This window comes from Halomonas huangheensis, from assembly GCF_001431725.1.
Lineage (GTDB): Bacteria > Pseudomonadota > Gammaproteobacteria > Pseudomonadales > Halomonadaceae > Halomonas > Halomonas huangheensis.
The window spans coordinates 3,612,217-3,630,112 of the sequence record NZ_CP013106.1 but is presented as its reverse complement, the minus strand read 5'-3'; the positions used below and the strand labels follow the sequence as shown (position 1 = coordinate 3,630,112).

The following is a 17,896-nucleotide window of genomic DNA, read 5'->3' as shown; positions in this document are numbered from 1 at the left end:
TTCTTCCTTCTTTTCTTTCCCTTTTTCGGTCTCTTTATCTCAGGCACGGATCGTCCTGTGTCGCTTCTCGGGGGCGCAGGCGTCGTGACAGTGCGTCGACAAGGACGTTGAGAGTGGCGGTAATCAGCAATAGCACGAAGGCCACATCGAACATCAATGTCTGGAAGTAGTCATCGATGACATAGCCGAGTGTGGCGACACCCAGCATGCCGAGGATGGCACTCTCCCTCAGGATCACCTCGGCCCGATAGTAGAGCAGCGCCAGTAGACTGGGATAGACCCGTGGCAATAGCTCATAGGCAAAGCGCCCACTGGCAGGCAGATCGGGCATACCCGGCTGCTGAGTGTTGGAGTATTGGGCGACCAGAAAGGCGATCAGTGCACCGTTGTGCAACGCCAGGGCGAGCCAGGCCGGCAATAGTGACGGCCCGAGCAGCAGCAGAAACACAAATGCCAGCATCATCTCCGGTGTTGAGCGCAGGAAGATCAACAGGCCTGCGCCGGCGGCACGGCTGAAACGATTCCCGAAGTGTCGTGATGCCAGCGGCCACAGCAACATGGCAACGACCAGCGCGCCTGCCGTCCCCAATAACCCGAGCAGTAGCGTATTGCCTATGGCGGGCAGCAGTTCGGGGATATCCCGCGCCCAGTCAACCAGCCCAGGCAGATCTCCATTCAACAGAGGAGCAGGCCAGATGTCGGTGGAAAGGAAGCGCCACACCAGCGCGCCGTTGATATCGGGCCAGGGGCCAAGCAACAGCAGGCTGCCCAGTGCCAGTACAATCAGTAGGCGCCGATGCGCCCACCAGGGCAGCGCGGCGATCAAGATATAGAACAACCACATCACCGCTCCGGCTTCGAAATAGCGCCCCTCACGGAAGGCGCTTTCGAGCTGGAAACCTAGTGTTGGCAGGCCGACGAAGCCCAGCAATACGCTGGCCCGCAGCCCGCACTCGAAACGGTAGCGGGTATAGGCTGCCAACTGGCTGAACGCCAGGGGTAGTTCGCAGTAGACGAAACGTGACAGGCGGCCGGTGCCTTGTGGCAGGGCGTCACCAGCGGCAGAAGGTGTGTTCTCAAGGATCTCGGCATAGACCTTGGCAAAAATGCCGGCATAGGGAATGGCCAATGCTGCCAACGCGGTCAGTGCTGAAAGGCCGAAAATCTGTAGAAACAGCAGCGCCCAGAACAGCTCGTGGATGGCGCGGACGAAGGCGCAGCCGGCTCTGACCAGACGTGAACGCGAGAACACCAACGCCAGGGGAAGGCCAAGCACCACACCTGCAAGGGTGCCCCAGAGAGCAACGGCGACGGTCAGGCCGATCGCCTTGAGTGGCGCATCGACACTGCCGAAATCCGGCACCAACATGCCATGAGCAATGCGCCCCAGTTCCGCCCAGGGGTCCCGACTGAGTACGTGCAGATCGGCGAAGGGCGTAAGCAGCAGAGCAATGGCGAGCAGCGTCAGACTATGGCGAGCCAGTCGTGCACCGATCCCCTTGCCTTGTAACAATCCAGGATGACTATCGGTGTGTTGCAGACTCACTGGCGTCCTCGATGACAGGGGAGAGCGACTTCAGGAGCATCCTGGTCACCGGCATGCTCTTGCTCGGCAATGGAAGACGCGTCAGCAAACGACGGGGTGGCGCTGGGATAGAGCGTATCGAGGTCAGCGAGGCTCAGGCTGGCGCTGGGAGCGTCGATGACCATGCGGCCCTCGGCGATGCCCCATACTCGATCGAAGTGTGTCAGTGCCAGTTCGCGTTGATGCAGTGCGATCACGCTACCCTGGTGGCGTTGCTCGATAAGTTCCAGCAGCGATAGCGCCTGGTGGGGGTCGACACTGGCCACAGGCTCGTCACCGAGGAAAATGTCACGTTGCTGGTAGAGCGCGCGGCCAATCGCCACGCGCTGGCGCTGGCCGCCGGAGAGTTGCGATACCGAACGCTTCATCAGTCCTTCGAGCCCCAGCGGTTTGCACAGCTCGGCAACCTCTTGCCAGGCACGTGGCAGAGGGCGAGCCAGGTTCCACAGGTTGGCCAATGCCGAGTGCTGATCGAGACGCGCCATGTAGATATTGAGATACACCGACAGCGGGCCCACCAGACCGTGGTGCTGAGGGCACCAGGCTGCCTGGCGGCCCAGCCGCTGGCGCAGGACGCCAAGCAGCGTGGACTTGCCTGCGCCACTTTCGCCGAGCAGCGCGATTCGCTCGCCGGCACGCAGCGTCAGGCTGAGGTCGCTGAGGACGATTCGATCGCCATGACCCAGAGACTCACGTTCAAACTCGACCAGCACCTCGGATTTCATCAGCGGATCAGGCCAAGATTCTCAGCCACTTCCTCGATCGGAGCGTACATGCTGTTGTCGGCAGGAATGAACCCGGAGCGTGGGAAGCTCTCCAGCAAATCTGGATCGGTCATCTCCAGCAGTGCCTGGCGAACCTGATCGGTAAAGCCGTCACCGAAGCGCTCATCAGCATCACCGCGCAGCGTCCATTGGTAGTCCGGGTAGCTGGGCGTAGTCCAGATGACCTGGACCTTGTCGGTATCAACACGTCCTTCTTCGACGGCGGCATCCCAGACGCTGAAATTCACCGCGCCGATGTCATAGGTGCCGGCCTCGACCAATGCGATGGTGCGTGAGTGATCGCCAGAGAAACCGACGCGGGAGAAAGTGCCCTCCGGCGCTTCATCGAAGCGCTGGCGCAGATAATGCTCGGGCATTAAACGGCCGGACGTGGACGTCTTGGCGCCGAAGGTGAAGGTCATGTCCTCTGCCGCATCAGGAAGCTCTTCGCCGGGTTCCAGCCCGGTGCTCTGATTGGCGATGAAGTAGCTGGTGAATTCGGCATCCTCGGCACCTTGCGCCAATGCCTCGGATCCGGGCACAAGGCGCCTTGCCTGAACTCCTGACAGACCGCCGAACCAGGCGAGCTGCACCTGGTCGTTGCGGAACGCAGTGACGGCCGCGCCATAGGATTTGACGGGGACATACTCGACATCGACACCCAGCTCGCCTTCGAGATAATCGGCTACCTTGGAGAAACGTTCGACGAGGCGTGACTCATCCTCATCCGGTATCGCCGTAAAACGGAAGGTATCGGCCAGCGCTGAGGTAGCAGCGAGAGGTCCGGTGACAAGGATCAGGCCCAGAACAGGCAGGGTATGGCGCATGAGGATATCCGTATGAAGTCGTTGGGCGGCATTGATGTCGCTGGTCAGCATTATAGCGGCGACTTTCCTGTTGCAGAACGTTGGACTGGCAAGGCCTGCCGCAGCCAGTAGCATGGCGCGGCAGTTCGAGGATGGAGGAGTCAGTGCTCGATTGGGTAACGAGTATCGCGCAGACTATCCTTTATCTTCTTGAGGTGGTGCAGGAAGTCCTCACCGCGCCTCAGAGTCACACCGGTGGCGAGTACATCGATCAGTGCCAGCTGGATCATGCGCGAGGTCATCGGCATGTAGTGTTCGGTATCTTCCGGAGCGCTGATATCGAGGGTTTCAGTGCATTGTCGCGACAAAGGCGAGTCGGGAGCGGTGATTCCCAGTACCACTGCACCATTCTCACGGGCGAGTGCGGCGATATCCACCAGCTCGCGAGTGCGTCCGGTATAGGACAGCATGACCACGACATCACCAGTATGGCAGACCGATGCCACCATACGCTGCATCAGAACATCGACATAGGCGGTTACCGGCAGATTGAAGCGGAAGAACTTGTGTTGGGCGTCCTGGGCGACTGCGCCCGAAGCCCCGAGACCGAAGAAGTGGATTTGTCTGGCCTGGATCAAGTAGTCGACCATGCGCTCGACTCTTGCGGGGGAAACTTCGCGGCGTGCCAGATCCAGGGCAGCAATGGTCGCACCGAAGATCTTGCCGGTATAGGCTTCGGCGCTATCGTCGGGTTCTACTGCCTGGCTGACATAGGGCGTACCGCCTGCCAGACTTTGTGCCAGTTGGATCTTGAAATCGGGATAACCCTTGGCATCGAAGTTGCGGCAGAAACGGTTGACGGTCGGCTCGCTGACCGATGCCGCCTGGGCCAGGCTGGCAATGCTCATCCCGGTAGCGGCTGAAGGGTCGGCGAGGATGACATCGGCGACCTTGCGCTCGGAACGATTGAGCTCTTCAAGTCGGTCGCGGATGCGTTGGATAAGGTCGTGACGGGCCATGGTCGTGGGCGCTCCCTTGCGAGGCCTGGAGTCGCCGCAACGAGGAGGGCGACATCCATGAGGTGATGATGTAATCAGTATGTAGTGATTTAACTACGTGGTGTTGGCTATCCTGCCATGCCGGGCGACTACGGCCAATGTATAAGCGCGAAATGGCCGGTATTTATGTAAGTTTACAAAATAACGGTTGCCTTGAACGTCAGTTTTCCACTATTTTTTTGTAAACTTAGGAACTCATGGTCAGGCGGAACGTTGCCAACCAGGTGCTTCCCTTGAGGATGCGAGGACGTTATGACACAACACACCCGATCCGGTAGCTCGGAGCGCACCGACATTGATCTGGCGCTTTTCGGCGCGTTGGGCGATCTGTCCCGGCGCAAGCTGTTTCCGGCGCTTTTCCATCTCGATCGGGAAGGGTTGCTGGATGAAGATTGCCGGATCCTTGGTCTGGCGCGTCAAGATATCTCTGTGGACGAGTTCAAGGCGCAGATCGAAGGGGCTTTGAAGAAGTACGTCAAGCCCGACGAGTTGGTCGAGGTCGCATTGACGCGCTTCATGAACCGCCTGTCGTTTCTGAGCGTGGATTTCAAGACCGTCGATGGCTATGCCGGTGTTCGCGAATGGCGCGAGACCGCTGATCATGAGCGGCCGTTGGTGGTGTATCTGGCGGTAGGTGCCAGCCTCTACGGCGATATCTGCCGTTACCTACAGGAAAGTGGCAGCCTCGATGAGGAAAGCCGTGTAGTGGTAGAGAAGCCGATCGGTTATGACCTCGAGTCATCGAAGGTGATCAACGATGCGATCGGCGAGGTCTTCCCCGAGTCACGGGTCTACCGCATCGATCACTACCTCGGCAAGGAAACCGTTCAGAACCTGATTGCTCTGCGTTTTGCCAATCCGTTGTTCGGCACCCAGTGGAACCAGAACCATATCTCCCACGTTGAGGTCACTGTGGCCGAGAAGGTCGGGATTGAAGGACGCTGGGGATACTTCGATGAAGCCGGTCAGTTACGTGACATGGTACAGAATCACCTGCTGCAACTGGTATGTCTGATCGCCATGGACCCGCCTGCCAACCTCGATGCCGATGCGATCCGCGACGAGAAGGTCAAGGTCCTCAAGGCACTCAAACCGTTCACCGATGACATGATCGGGCGTGATGTGGTGCGTGGCCAGTATACCGCTGGTACCAGTGATGGTCAGAGCGCACCTGGCTATCTCGAGGAAGACGACGCCAACGTATCCAGCCACACTGAAACCTTTGTGGCGATGAAGACCGAAGTCGCCAACTGGCGCTGGGCCGGGGTGCCGTTCTATCTACGCACCGGCAAGCGCATGCCCGAGAAGCTGTCGCAGATCATCATTCACTTCCGGCAGCAGCCGCATTACATCTTCGACCCTGATCAGCGTGCGTTGGCCGCCAACAAGCTGATCATTCGCCTACAGCCGGATGAAGGCATGCGCCTGGAGGTGCTGACCAAGGACAGCGGGCTCGACAAGGGTATGCGCCTGCGCCGTGGTCCGTTGCAACTGGACTTCAACAGTGCCTTCCCGCAGGTGCGTATCCCGGATGCCTACGAGCGTCTGTTGCTTGAGGTCATGAAGGGTCAGCAGTACCTGTTCGTACGCCGTGACGAAGTGGAGCACGCATGGAAGTGGTGTGATGACTTGATTGCTGCCTGGAAGGACCGCAATGAGCCGCCGCGTCGCTATCCGGCAGGCTCCTGGGGGCCCGTGGCCTCGATTGCCATGATCACCCAGGATGGACGCAGCTGGTACGAGGATTATTGATATGAGCGAATACGCTGCCACGCCGCGCGAGCATCTGGCTCGCCAACTGGCCGAAGCAGTCGCCGAGGCGCTGCGTGCAGATCTGGCCAGCCAGGCCCGCGCACTGCTGGTTGTCTCCGGTGGCTCGACACCGATCGCGTTCTTCGCGGCGCTGGCCAGTCAGGAGCTTGCCTGGGATCGTGTCGATATCACTCTGGCCGACGAGCGCTGGGTGTCGGAGGAGGCCGATGACTCCAATGCACGCCTGGTGCGGGAGCATCTGTTGGTTGGCAAGGCTCAGCAGGCACGTTTCGTGCCGCTGACCACCGACCATGCCACGCCTGAACAAGGCGTCGAGCGGGTGACTGAACGTCTCCTGCAACTCACTTGGCCAGCCAGTGTGGTGATTCTGGGCATGGGCGGTGATGGCCATACCGCCTCACTGTTTCCCGACAGCCGAGAATTGGATCTGGCACTGGCCACAGATGCACCGGTTGTCGCTGTGCGTACGCCCAGCCAGCCTCAGGCGCGTATCACGCTGAGCGCCGAGCGACTGCATCATGCTCTGCGTCACGTACTGCATATCACCGGTGACGACAAACGCACGGTGCTGGGGCGCGCGATGTCCGGCGATGATGTCCGCGAGCTACCCATTCGTGCCTTCCTCAGTTGCCCGCTGGCCATTTATTGGGCCCCCTGAATTCTCTGGAGCAAAGCTCATGACCATCGAAAAACAGCTGCCATCCACTCGCACCACGGAACTCGACAGTATCTGCCTCAAGGCCGAAGTAATCCCGGTGATTACCATCAACCGTATCGAGGATGCGGTGCCGATGGGGCGTGCACTGGTCGAGGGCGGCCTCAGCGTACTCGAGGTAACGTTGCGTACAGACTGCGCGATCGAAGCCATTGCACGCCTCAAGAAGGAGCTGCCCCACGCCAGCATCGCTGCGGGTACGGTGCTGACACCGGCGCAGTATCGGCTGGTCGAGCAGGCCGGTGCCGACTTCATTGTCACGCCGGGTGCCACGGAGGCGTTGTACCGCTATGGCGTTGAAAGTCCGGTACCGATGCTGCCTGGCGTTGCCACCATCTCCGAGCTGATGACCGGCTGGCAGTATGGTTACCGCCGCTTCAAGTTCTTCCCCGCCGAGGCTAGTGGTGGCGTCAAGGCCCTCAAGGCCTTTGCTGGTCCGATCGGTGAAGCCCGCTTCTGTCCGACTGGCGGTATCAGCCTCAATAACGCTGCCGATTATCTGGCGCTGCCCAATGTCATGTGCGTAGGCGGCTCCTGGTTGACGCCATCGTCACTGGTCGATGCCGGTGACTGGGATGGCATCCGCCTACTGGCAAAGGAAGCGGCTGACCGCTTCCATCACTGATTCACGGGGTGTGTGACCACCCCCGCTAACCGAGCTCTCTGCACGGAACGGCTTCATGCCACTCCATGTGCTCTCTCGACAGCTGGTGCTGTCCTTGATCCGGCCTCTGGCCGGATTTTTTTTATGCCTGCCGGCCTCGGACGTTGGATTCACTCCAACATTCCCTCCAGCAACTCGGACAGTTCCCGGATCCTGGCATCTGCCGTCGGGCGGTGCAGTATCACAACTTCCATGCTGTTGACGGGGGCCAGGCCGCAGATGTTATCCAATACTACATGTTGGTCGGTGACGGCGCGTGCAGGGAGTAAACCCAACCCCATGCCTTCGGCGACTGCCGCCTGTATACCGCTCAGGCTCGAACTGGTGAAGCTGATTTGCCAACGGCGACCGAGCATTTCCAGGGCGTTGATCATCTCTTCTCGATAAAGACCTCTGGGAGGAAAGGTCACGATGGGCACCGGATCCCGAAACAAGGATGCCGCATTGTGGCCGTCTATCCAGCGGAGCGTCTCGGAGCTGCATGCCACACCCGCGCGGCTGTATCTGCGCTGCTTGATGATCACCAGATCGAGTTCGCCCTGATCGTAGCTCTGACATAGGTCGCGGCTCAGTCCGCTGGTGACTTCCAGCTTTATCTGTGGGTACTGTCGGCTGAATAAGGAAAGCACCCGAGTGGTAGGGCCGCTGACAAAGTCATCGGGTAGCCCCAATCTGATTGTGCTGTCTATTTCTCCCGCCAGTACGTCGAGCAACTCCTCATTCAGGGCCAGCATGCGTCGGGCATATCCGAGTACGGTTTCCCCCTCGTCGGTCGGTTTCACTTCGCGATGGCTGCGATCGAGGAGCCGGTGCCCCGCGATCTCTTCCAGGCGGCGTATCTTCTGACTGATCGTCGATTGGGTCGAGTGCAGGCGTGTTGCCGCCGCGGTGAAACTACCGCTGTCGGCAACCATGACGATGGTTCGGAGAAGGTCCAGGTCAAACAGCCGGGGATTCATATTGCTACTCGCGGCCTCGGAGTCTCATCGCTAGATGATAGCGGGTTGGGTCGAGCTTGAGATACAGGATGAGGGCTATCAGCGCCAGACACAGGTGCATGATCCAGCCCGGCTGGTAGCTGCCACTCCAGTTCAACAGGGTGGCGACCGCCAGCGGACCAAGGGCAGCAATCAGGAAACCGCCTCCCTGCATCAGGGCAGTCAGGGCTCCGGCCTGCTGGGGAGAGGGCAGGTGGTCGAGAGCGGTCACCAGCGAAATGGCGAAACTGCCTCCCAGGCCCACGCCGCAGATGGCTGCCCAACTGACGGGAGAGGCCAGAGGAGCAAGGATCAGCCCCAGATAACTCAGTATCTGCAGAACGGCCGTAATGCATAAAAACAAGCGCCGATCCTTGCTGAAGGAGGCTAGATAGCTGATGCCAACGGCCGACAAGGCCTGACATATCGCCATGACCGAAACCAGGTTGGCGCTTTCGGCTACGTTCAGGCCAAGGTGCTGATAGAAGGGGGCGAGCCAGGTGACTGTCGATGAGTAGCCAGCATTGACGAGGCCGAATGTCAGAATCAGCAGCCAGGTTCTGGGGAGGCGTATCAGCTTGCGGGTAATCGAGGCGTCGGGTCGTTCGCTGGGGTGGTCTTCGAGTGTGTGATAGGCGAACAGCACGGCAATCACGCCGGGCAGGGCCAGCCAGGCGAGAGCCTCGCGCCAACCGTATCCATGGCTGATCAGCATCGGGGTGATCTGGGCGCCGAATGCACCGCCAATCATGATGGTGGCGGAGTAGACGCCGGTGATGATGGCGACTCTAGTGGGGAAGTGCTCCTTGATGACCCCTGGAAACGCGGATTGGATAAACGCCACGCCGATGCCACACAGCAGTGCGGTGAGCAGCAAGGTGTTACCACCTGGTACAATGAGCCGCAGTAATGACCCGGCGGTCAGGATGAGCAACGCTCCCAGGAGTCCACGTCGTGTTCCAACCCAGGCCTGAATGGTCGGGGAAAGAAAGGCTCCGAGTCCCATGACCACGGTCGGAATCAACGTCAGCAATGCGGTCCCGGTGTAGGTCAGCCCCGTGCTGGCACGTATGGTCTCTATGATCGGCCCCGGGGAGGTCAGAAACGGCCGGAGATTGACAGCGACGAAAATGACGAGGATGAGCAGCGGGAGCTGCAGCTCATTGCGCAGTTCCTTGCAGACCTGTTGGTTCATGCTGTTACCGATACTTGTCTGTTATCCGAGCCCCATGCCGCTGGTGTCTTGAACTGCCCCTTGCGGACAATCTCCCGTTGTGGCGTGACCTCTGCCACCGCAGCAGCGACATTGGCAGCGTCAAGGACGAGGAACGTCGCTTCATGGCCGACTTGAAGACCATACCCCTCCTGCCCCATGACCCGAGCTCCGGCCCGCGTCACCATGTCGAATGCGGCATTCAGCTCCTCATCGGTGTTGAAGCCGGAACGGTAGGCGATCAGCATGGCACGTTGCAGCATGTCACCATTGCCATATGGCCACCATGAGTCACGAATATTGTCATTGCCGGCAAAGACATTGACCCCGGCATTGCGCAGAGTCAGCACTGGGGGGAAGGCTCGGTCGCCTGGTGCGTTGGTCATGATGGCGATCCCGGCATCGGCCAGTGCCCGTGCAATACCCTCCAGACATGCGACTGATACATCGCCCAGGCTGTAGGCATGACTGACGGCCACTCGTCCGGCCAGACCCAGAGCTCGGGTACGTTCCGCGATGCGGTACAGCTGCTGGATGCCCTGCTGGCCAGGCTCATGCAGATGAATATCGACCTTGACGCCACGCCGCTCGGCAATGCCAAAGACAACATCGAGTTGACTGTCGGCGGCGCCATCCAGCGTTGTCGGGTCGATACCACCCACTACCTCGACACCCTCCTGAATCGCGGCATCGAGAATATCCGCGGTCCCTGGGCAGGAGATGACTCCAGCCTGAGGGAAGGCGACAAGCTCGATATCGACGCTATCGCGCCATTTCTCGCGAGCCTCGATGACTGCATGGAGGTGGCTCAGGCCGGTCGTGGCATCAATATCGACATGGCTACGCATGGCGACGGTACCGAACGATGCTGCCTGTTGAATCAATGCGCTGGCGCGTTCGGCAATGGGACTGGCCTGGGCCAGTTGGCGCTTCTCGATAGCCAGGCGTTGTCTGAGGTCATGAGCGGGTTGATGAGGTTGCCAGCGGTCGCCGACGAAGCTCTTGTCGAGGTGAATATGGCCGTCGACGAAGCCGGGAATCACCAAGCGATGCTGGAGGTCGATGATATCAGGGGGAAGGTGTTCGGGCCGTGTGGAGCTTATATCGACAATGTAGCCGTTGTTGACCGAGATGTGGATCCTGCTGCCGTCGGCAGCGAGGGCATTGACAAAGAGGCGTTCAGTCACATGGGACCTCGCATGATGAAGGGCTGGACCTTGCGGGGGTGTGACTCAACGATAGGGGATGGTGATAACTGTTATCCAATTAAATATATGGATGCAGAGCATCTGTATATCGAATCATGCAGGATTGGCGCTTCAGACAGCCCCGTGGTGTTTGCCGGGTAAGCACCACGGGGCTGACGCGAGTCAGGAAGTATCGGTCTGGTAGAGGAAGGTGCTGGCGCCGCCGCAATCAATTGACCGCATACGTGGGTAGATCTGTAGGCTGGACAGCTCGCCGCCTGCAGCCGAGTCTTACGGCTTTACGGCTGGCGCCAACAACTGATCCATTGGCCAGCGTGGTACCGCTTTCATCAGACCGACCTGGTCGCGCTCCCCCGCCAGCAAGCGCTGAGCACCGGCGTAGGCAATCATTGCCCCGTTGTCTGTGCAGAAACGGCCGCGAGGGTAATAGACGCGTGCGCCGCGTTTCTGGGTAGCGTCCTCGAGCCTTGCGCGCAGGCGCACATTGGCGCTGACACCACCGGCCACCACCAGGCGTTTGAGTCCGGTTTGTTCCAGGGCTCGCCGACACTTGATGGCCAGAGTGTCGGCCACGGCCTCCTCGAAGGCGCGTGCCACGTCCGCACGCGCCTGGTCATCCAGCTGAGCGTTGCTTTCCAGCCCGCGAATCGTGGTCAGGGTGTGAGTCTTGAGTCCGGAGAAACTGAAATCGAGGCCGGGACGGTCGGTCATCGGACGGGGAAAGCGCCACCTTCCCGGATCGCCATGTTCGGCCAGTGCGGCCACTCGCGGGCCACCGGGATAGTCGAGGCCGAGCATCTTGGCGGCCTTGTCGAAAGCCTCTCCGGCGGCGTCATCTACTGACTCGCCAAGCAACTGGTAGCGGCCGATGCCATCGACACGCACCAGTTGGGTGTGTCCGCCGGAAACCAGCAGCGCGACAAAGGGGAAGTCGGGAGCGTCGTCCTCGAGCATCGGGGCCAGCAGATGGCCTTCCATGTGATGGACGCCGAGCACCGGGATACCCAGGGCACGCGCCATGCCATGAGCAGTGCTGGCGCCGACCATCAACGCACCGACCAACCCGGGTCCTGCGGTATAGGCGATGGCATCAAGCTGTGCACGACCGACACTTGCCTGTTCGAGTACGTTATCGATCAGCGGCAACAGGCGTCGGGTGTGATCGCGGGATGCAAGTTCAGGAACCACTCCACCATATTCTGCATGCATGGCAATCTGGCTATGCAGGGCGTCGGCCAGCAGGCCCTGTGTGGTGTCATAGAGTGCGACGCCGGTTTCGTCACAGGAAGTTTCGATGCCAAGTACACGCATGGAATGAGGCTCGGTAAGGCGACAGGGCGCTATATTTTACGCTGTTTTGGCAGCTGTTGGCAGGTGTTTGCGCTGATCCGGCCGGTGAAGATTTGCATGGCGGCCAATGTGGGTCTAAAATACCGTCCGCTGTAAGACTGGGTCGTGCATCCAGGGTTCGATATCCCCGCGTTTTCTGCTGCTGTGTAGCAATACACAGTAGAAATAACGAGGGTCGTTTTGGCCTTGTAAGGTGTACGTACTAACCGAACTCTAGTTACCTAAGGTAGGTGAGTGCTTAATGCCTTCTGTCAAAGTACGTGATAACGAGCCGTTTGACGTTGCTCTCCGTCGCTTCAAGCGTTCCTGTGAAAAAGCCGGCGTTCTGTCCGAAGTTCGTCGTCGTGAGCAGTACGAGAAGCCGACTGCCGAGCGTAAGCGCAAGGCTGCTGCTGCTGTGAAGCGTCACGCCAAGAAGCTGCAGCGTGAGCGTAAGCGTTTCGAACGGCTCTATTGATCCGTACTTGAGTCGGTAACGGTGATTGCCGTTGTCGATTCAGGAGGACGTCAGGCGGCCGCCATTCGGTGGCCGCTTGTTTTTTTCATGTGGGTGATGACGCCAGCCATCAACCACTGAAGCATGTCGGGACGCTTCGGCCGTAACAGTGGCCGTGTCCGTTGCCAGTCGTGTGAGGAGTAGCGCATGGCCGGTCAGATTCCTCAGAGTTTTATCGACGATCTTCTGGCCCGTGTCGACGTTGTCGAGATTGTCGGCGAGCGGGTCAAACTGAAGAAGTCCGGGCGCAATCATTCTGGACTCTGTCCGTTTCATCAGGAAAAAAGTCCGTCGTTCACGGTCAGCGCCGACAAGCAGTTCTATCACTGTTTCGGCTGCGGTGCTCACGGCAACGCGCTACGTTTCCTGATGGAATATGACAAGCTGCGCTTCCCCGAGGCGATCGAGCAGCTTGCTTCTCGTGTCGGCGTCGAGGTGCCGCGTGAAGGCGCGGATGATCCTCGGGCTCAGGCGCGTGAGCGCAAGCGCAAGGAAGGGGTCAACCTTCTCGAGATGTCTGCCAGTTTCTTTCGCGAGCGGCTGAAAATGCCCGAAGCGCAGATGGCACGCGAGTATCTTGAGCGGCGGGGGTTATCGCCGGAGGTCCAGAAGACTTTTGGTATCGGTTATGCGCCGGGCCAGTGGGAGGCGCTCAAGCAGCACCTTACAGGTCAGGGCGTCGCCGAAGCCGTGCAAGTGGAGTATGGCCTGCTGGTTCAGCACGAGGAGAGCGGGCGCACCTATGATCGCTTTCGCGATCGTGTGGTGTTCCCGATCCGTGATATTCGAGGGCGGACGCTTGGGTTCGGTGGTCGGGTTCTTGGTGATGCCAAGCCCAAGTATCTGAACTCGCCGGAAACCCCGGTATTTCACAAGGGGCGTGAACTCTACGGGCTCTATGAGGCGCGCCAGGCCAGTCATCGACTCGAACGCCTGCTGATTGTCGAAGGCTACATGGATGTCGTGGCACTGGCGCAGTTCGGTATCCGTAACGCGGTAGCGACCCTGGGCACGGCGACCACCGAAGATCATCTGCAGCGCCTGTTCCGCGTGGTGGGCGAAGTGGTGTTCTGTTTCGACGGCGATAATGCCGGTCGTCAGGCGGCGGCTCGCGCGCTCGAAACGGTGTTGCCGCAGATGATCGATGGTCGTCAGGCGCGGTTCCTGTTTCTGCCCGATGGAGAGGATCCCGATACTCTGGTGCGCAAGGAAGGGGCCGAGGCCTTCGAGGACCGGGTAACCTGTGCCAGTCCATTATCGGAGTTTCTCTTCGACCATGCTGCCCAGGGGCGTGATCTATCCCAGGTGGAGGCCCGGGAGCGCTATGCCAGTCAGATACTGGCGGCGATCGAGAAGCTGCCGGAAGGAATGCTCAAGTCGTTGATGCTTAGCGAGTTATCGCGGCGCACCGGTGTCGAGCAGTCGCGTTTCGAGGCGCTGATGGCGCGTCATGCGCCGGTGGTGGAAGAGCCTCCATTGATGCCTCCGGAGGTCATGAGCGAGGCGGGGTTTGATGAGGATAGTCCATCGAGCTCGAATGCTGGTCGACCGCGTCGGGCGGCATCATCTGGCCTGATGACTCGAGTGCTGCACTTGCTGGTGCACGAGCCGCGTCTAGCGGAGCGTCTTCCCGAGGATGACGGCTGGTGTCAGGCAGTCGATGATGATAGTCGCCTATGCTGTGATGTGATCGCCCTGTTACGTGCAGGTGGTTATACCAGCGCTCAGGTGTTGTTGATGCACTTTCACGGCAGTCAGGACGGCGAGCGGCTGGCCACGCTGGCACGGCGTGAGCTGTTGATTCCACCGGCGTCGCGTGGCGCTGAGCTGGATGGTTTGATCGAGTACTTCCGGCGGCGGCAGCGGCAGCGTTCGCCCGAAGAAGAGCTCGAGTCGTTGCTGGAGAAGGATCGTAGCGGCGAACGCCTCAGTAGCGAGGAGAAACTCCGCCTGGTGACGCTACTGAACGAAGTGCGTGGATAGGAATCAGAATGGAATATGATTTCAGCCAGCGATGTTGCCTCTGGCAGATGTTGCCTCTGGCGGTAAGGTCTGGCAGTGAAATGGCGACTAAAGGAAAGGCAACGCTGGGCAGGGGGTTGATTTTTCTCCTACCATCACCATTTAAGAGTCATGCGCTTGCCAGAGGCGTAACCAGACAAACTAACACACCTGAGTGACCGCGCAAACACTCCTGGCTGGCAGAATAGTGACAAAATCCGCTATACTGTTCGGCTTACCGAGTTTTCTCCGCCTTCGTACTACAGGTGCTTCATTCTTCTTCGTCGAGATAGGGTTTCTATGGCTGGAAATGCGCAGCAGCAGTCACGTCTGAAGGAGTTGATCGCGCGCGGCAAGGAACAGGGTTACCTGACCTATGCCGAGGTCAACGACCACCTTCCCGAAGATATTGCCGACCCCGATCAGGTCGAAGATATCATCGGCATGATCAATGACATGGGTATCAGCGTCGTCGAAGAGGCTCCTGATGAAGATACCCTGATGATGTCCGATCACTCAACCGATGAAAGCGCCGCAGAAGAAGCTGTTGCTGCGCTGGCTGCGGTCGAGAGTGATGTGGGGCGTACCACGGACCCGGTGCGTATGTACATGCGCGAAATGGGAACAGTGGAACTGCTGACCCGTGAAGGCGAGATCGAGATCGCCAAGCGCATCGAAGAAGGCACCCGAGAGGTGATGTCAGCGCTTGCCTATCTGCCAGGTGCCGTCGATTCCATTCTCGCAGCTTATGACGCGACTCAGGATGAAGAGGCTCCGGGCCGTTTGTCTGATTTGTTCTCCGGTTTTATAGACCCTGATGAGGGCATTCCTGGCGTCGCCGAGGCTGATGTGCCCGAGGTCGAGGAAGACACCAGCGCCGATAGTGAAGGCGATGAGGATGACGACGCTGAAGAGGAAGATGACAGCGGCGGTGGTCCCGATCCCGAAGAGGCGCGCGCTCGTTTCGAGCAGATTCGTGAGCAGAGCGCTCTTGCTGATGCGGCAATCGAGGCAAATGGTCGTAAGTCTGCACAGGCCCAGGAAGAGCTGGCGCGTCTTGCCGAATTGTTCTCGCCGATCAAACTGGTGCCCAAGCATTTCGAGCGCCTGGTTGGTCAGGTCCGGATCAGTGTCGAGCAGGTGCGGGCGCAGGAAAAATCTGTGATGCAGTTGTTGGTCAAGCAGGCCAAGGTGCCCCGCAAGACCTTCATCAAGGCGTTCCCCGGTAACGAATCACGCCTTGATTGGCTCGATGACTTCATGGCCGCCAACGAGCGTTATGCCGAGCGCATGAAGGATCTGCGTGGCGACGTACAGCGTGCCCAGCGCAAGATCTCCTTCGAAGAAGAGATGGTTCGTCTGCCGGTCAGCGAGATCAAGGAAGTCAATCGCAAGCTCTCCATTGGTGAAGCCAAGGCTCGCCGGGCCAAGAAGGAAATGGTCGAGGCCAACCTGCGACTGGTTATTTCCATCGCCAAGAAATACACCAACCGCGGCCTGCAGTTCCTGGATCTGATTCAGGAAGGCAACATTGGTCTGATGAAGGCAGTGGACAAGTTCGAGTACCGTCGTGGCTACAAGTTCTCGACGTATGCGACCTGGTGGATTCGCCAGGCGATCACGCGCTCTATCGCCGACCAGGCCCGGACTATCCGTATTCCGGTACACATGATCGAGACCATCAACAAGCTCAATCGTGTGTCACGGCAGATGCTCCAGGAAATGGGCCGTGAGCCGACACCGGAAGAGTTGGGTGAGCGCCTCGAAATGCCCGAGGACAAGGTGCGTAAGGTGCTGAAGATCGCCAAGGAGCCGATCTCCATGGAGACGCCCATCGGTGATGACGATGATTCACACCTGGGTGACTTCATCGAGGACTCAACCATGGTATTGCCGATCGACTCGGCCACCGGTGAAGGCCTGATCGAAGCAACGCGTAACGTGCTGGGTGGCCTTACCGCCCGTGAGGCCAAGGTGCTGCGTATGCGCTTCGGTATCGACATGAATACCGACCATACCCTCGAGGAAGTCGGTAAGCAGTTCGATGTAACCCGTGAGCGTATTCGTCAGATCGAGGCCAAGGCGCTGCGTAAGCTGCGTCATCCAACGCGCTCCGAACCGTTGCGATCCTTCCTCGACGAGTAACTCTCCCGTCGGCTGCAAACAGAAAGCCCGCAGAGCTGAGCTCTGCGGGCTTTTGTTTATGCTGATGAGCTAACTGTAAGTAGTTCGAGCGGTAAGCTGTGAGAGGTGAGAAGCAAGAGGTAAGAAGTAAGTAACCCCGAGTCCCGGGCCTTGTCTATGAACCGCAGAGCGGCGCTTGTCAGCTCGTGGCTCGCAGCCCGATACTCGTTGCTTACGGCTTACGGCTTACGGCTTACGGCTTACGGCTTACGGCTTACGGCTTACGGCTTACGGCTTACGGCTTACGGCTTACGGCTTACGGCTTACGGCTTACGGCTTACGGCTTACGGCTTACGGCTTACGGCTTACGGCTTACGGCTTACGGCTTACGGCTTACGGCTTACGGCTTACGTGCCAGTTGATGGCGACGAATCCATAGCACCAGTTCGATCATCGCGTAGAGCAACAGTAGGTAACCGAACAGTTCGGTGACTTCTTCTGCGGCATCCTTGAAGACGCGCACATAGTTGTCGTGGAGCAGCGCTTCCCATAACTCACCACGGCCAAACAGGCGCGAGAAGACAAAGGTGCACAGAAAGCCTGAGGCAAAAAAGCCGAAGGAGAAACTCTCGGCGAAGCTCTCGAACTCACGTACAAAGCTGTGGCGATGGCGGATGACCCAGTACAGGATCGGCATCAACAGCAGTGTGACCAGGGTTTGCCAGGCACCGTCGAAGACATAAGCGTCGAGAAAGAAATCCTGTTCGCGAATGATGGCGGAGCCGAGCAGACCAAACATCAGCAGGGTGACGTGTGGTAGCCCCTTGAGCACCTGGCGAGCATAGATCAACAAGGCGCAACTGATCAGCAGGCACAGCGACTGCATGGACTCGGTAAACCCGATTTCAGTGAAGCGCAGGGCATCGGGCAGGCTCGCCTCCCAAAGCACCCCCTGCATTACCGCACCGATGGTCAGAATGTAAAGAGTAGCCCTGACGCAGGTCGCGCGGAAGCTGATAACAGGTGGTACATCGGGGGAGGTGTCGCGCATCCCGTAATCTCCTCGGTAAAACAGGAAGCGCGGAATAATACCAAAGTGGCGTTTTCCTGTCTCTTTATCGACGTTTCCTACGGAGATTTACACAATTTCTGTGAGTCATTT

The 17,896-nt window shown here is 59.1% G+C and carries 15 protein-coding genes; 6 read left to right on the top strand and 9 right to left on the bottom strand.

Annotation, left to right across the window (positions count from 1 at the left end; all coding sequences use genetic code 11):
- Positions 1–34: 34 nt before the first annotated feature.
- From AR456_RS15655 to AR456_RS15640, 4 genes are all read right to left on the bottom strand, one after another.
- A complete protein-coding gene (locus AR456_RS15655; protein ID WP_021818399.1) occupies positions 35–1,546 on the bottom strand; it encodes a PhnE/PtxC family ABC transporter permease in 1,512 nt (503 codons plus the stop codon).
- Positions 1,543–2,310: an ATP-binding cassette domain-containing protein gene (locus AR456_RS15650; protein ID WP_021818400.1), complete on the bottom strand. Its 768-nt coding sequence runs from the start codon at positions 2,308–2,310 to the stop codon at positions 1,543–1,545. Before AR456_RS15650 ends, AR456_RS15655 begins: the two co-directional genes overlap by 4 nt.
- Positions 2,310–3,176: a putative selenate ABC transporter substrate-binding protein gene (locus AR456_RS15645; RefSeq protein ID WP_031207471.1), complete on the bottom strand. Its 867-nt coding sequence runs from the start codon at positions 3,174–3,176 to the stop codon at positions 2,310–2,312. The genes AR456_RS15650 and AR456_RS15645 overlap by 1 nt, the downstream gene beginning before the upstream one ends.
- 140 nt (positions 3,177–3,316) lie before the next feature.
- On the bottom strand, positions 3,317–4,174 hold the full coding sequence (locus AR456_RS15640; RefSeq protein WP_021818402.1) for a MurR/RpiR family transcriptional regulator: 858 nt from the start codon (positions 4,172–4,174) through the stop codon (positions 3,317–3,319).
- Positions 4,175–4,465: 291 nt separating this feature from the next.
- Between AR456_RS15640 and zwf the strand changes: the two genes are divergently transcribed.
- From zwf to AR456_RS15625, 3 genes are read left to right on the top strand one after another with little or no spacing between them, the layout of a single operon-like run.
- Positions 4,466–5,965, top strand: coding sequence for a glucose-6-phosphate dehydrogenase (zwf, locus tag AR456_RS15635; protein WP_021818403.1), 1,500 nt, complete (start codon positions 4,466–4,468; stop codon positions 5,963–5,965).
- 1 nt (position 5,966) lies between these two features.
- On the top strand, positions 5,967–6,644 hold the full coding sequence (pgl, locus tag AR456_RS15630; protein WP_021818404.1) for a 6-phosphogluconolactonase: 678 nt from the start codon (positions 5,967–5,969) through the stop codon (positions 6,642–6,644).
- A gap of 19 nt (positions 6,645–6,663) precedes the next feature.
- On the top strand, positions 6,664–7,326 hold the full coding sequence (locus AR456_RS15625) for a bifunctional 4-hydroxy-2-oxoglutarate aldolase/2-dehydro-3-deoxy-phosphogluconate aldolase (RefSeq protein WP_021818405.1): 663 nt from the start codon (positions 6,664–6,666) through the stop codon (positions 7,324–7,326).
- Positions 7,327–7,475: 149 nt separating this feature from the next.
- Here AR456_RS15625 and AR456_RS15620 read toward each other — a convergent pair whose 3' ends face one another.
- The 4 genes from AR456_RS15620 to tsaD all read right to left on the bottom strand — a co-directional run bounded on the left by AR456_RS15620 (position 7,476) and on the right by tsaD (position 12,074).
- The gene (locus tag AR456_RS15620) at positions 7,476–8,324 is read right to left on the bottom strand and encodes a LysR family transcriptional regulator (protein WP_021818406.1); all 849 of its coding nucleotides are present in this window, start codon (positions 8,322–8,324) and stop codon (positions 7,476–7,478) included.
- Positions 8,325–8,328: 4 nt separating this feature from the next.
- Positions 8,329–9,537: a cyanate transporter gene (locus AR456_RS15615; protein WP_021818407.1), complete on the bottom strand. Its 1,209-nt coding sequence runs from the start codon at positions 9,535–9,537 to the stop codon at positions 8,329–8,331.
- A complete protein-coding gene (locus AR456_RS15610) occupies positions 9,534–10,742 on the bottom strand; it encodes an amidohydrolase family protein (RefSeq protein ID WP_051995715.1) in 1,209 nt (402 codons plus the stop codon). Before AR456_RS15610 ends, AR456_RS15615 begins: the two co-directional genes overlap by 4 nt.
- A 291-nt stretch (positions 10,743–11,033) precedes the next feature.
- Positions 11,034–12,074: a tRNA (adenosine(37)-N6)-threonylcarbamoyltransferase complex transferase subunit TsaD gene (gene tsaD / locus AR456_RS15605; RefSeq protein WP_021818410.1), complete on the bottom strand. Its 1,041-nt coding sequence runs from the start codon at positions 12,072–12,074 to the stop codon at positions 11,034–11,036.
- Between the two features lie 280 nt (positions 12,075–12,354).
- On the opposite strand from tsaD, the gene rpsU reads away from it, so the two are divergent.
- From rpsU to rpoD, 3 genes are all read left to right on the top strand, one after another.
- Positions 12,355–12,570, top strand: coding sequence for a 30S ribosomal protein S21 (rpsU, locus tag AR456_RS15600; RefSeq protein ID WP_013333229.1), 216 nt, complete (start codon positions 12,355–12,357; stop codon positions 12,568–12,570).
- A 186-nt stretch (positions 12,571–12,756) separates the two neighbouring features.
- Positions 12,757–14,592 carry a DNA primase gene (dnaG, locus tag AR456_RS15595; RefSeq protein ID WP_021818411.1) on the top strand — a complete coding sequence of 612 codons (1,836 nt, stop codon included), beginning with the start codon at positions 12,757–12,759 and terminating at the stop codon, positions 14,590–14,592.
- 318 nt (positions 14,593–14,910) lie between these two features.
- Complete coding sequence (gene rpoD, locus AR456_RS15590) at positions 14,911–16,755, top strand: RNA polymerase sigma factor RpoD (protein ID WP_021818412.1); 1,845 nt, start codon at positions 14,911–14,913, stop codon at positions 16,753–16,755.
- A gap of 379 nt (positions 16,756–17,134) precedes the next feature.
- Here the strand turns inward: rpoD and AR456_RS15585 are convergent, their stop codons facing one another.
- Positions 17,135–17,785 (bottom strand): hypothetical protein, encoded by a 651-nt coding sequence (locus AR456_RS15585; RefSeq protein WP_021818413.1) that lies wholly within the window; start codon positions 17,783–17,785, stop codon positions 17,135–17,137.
- Between the last annotated feature and the right edge of the window lie 111 nt (positions 17,786–17,896).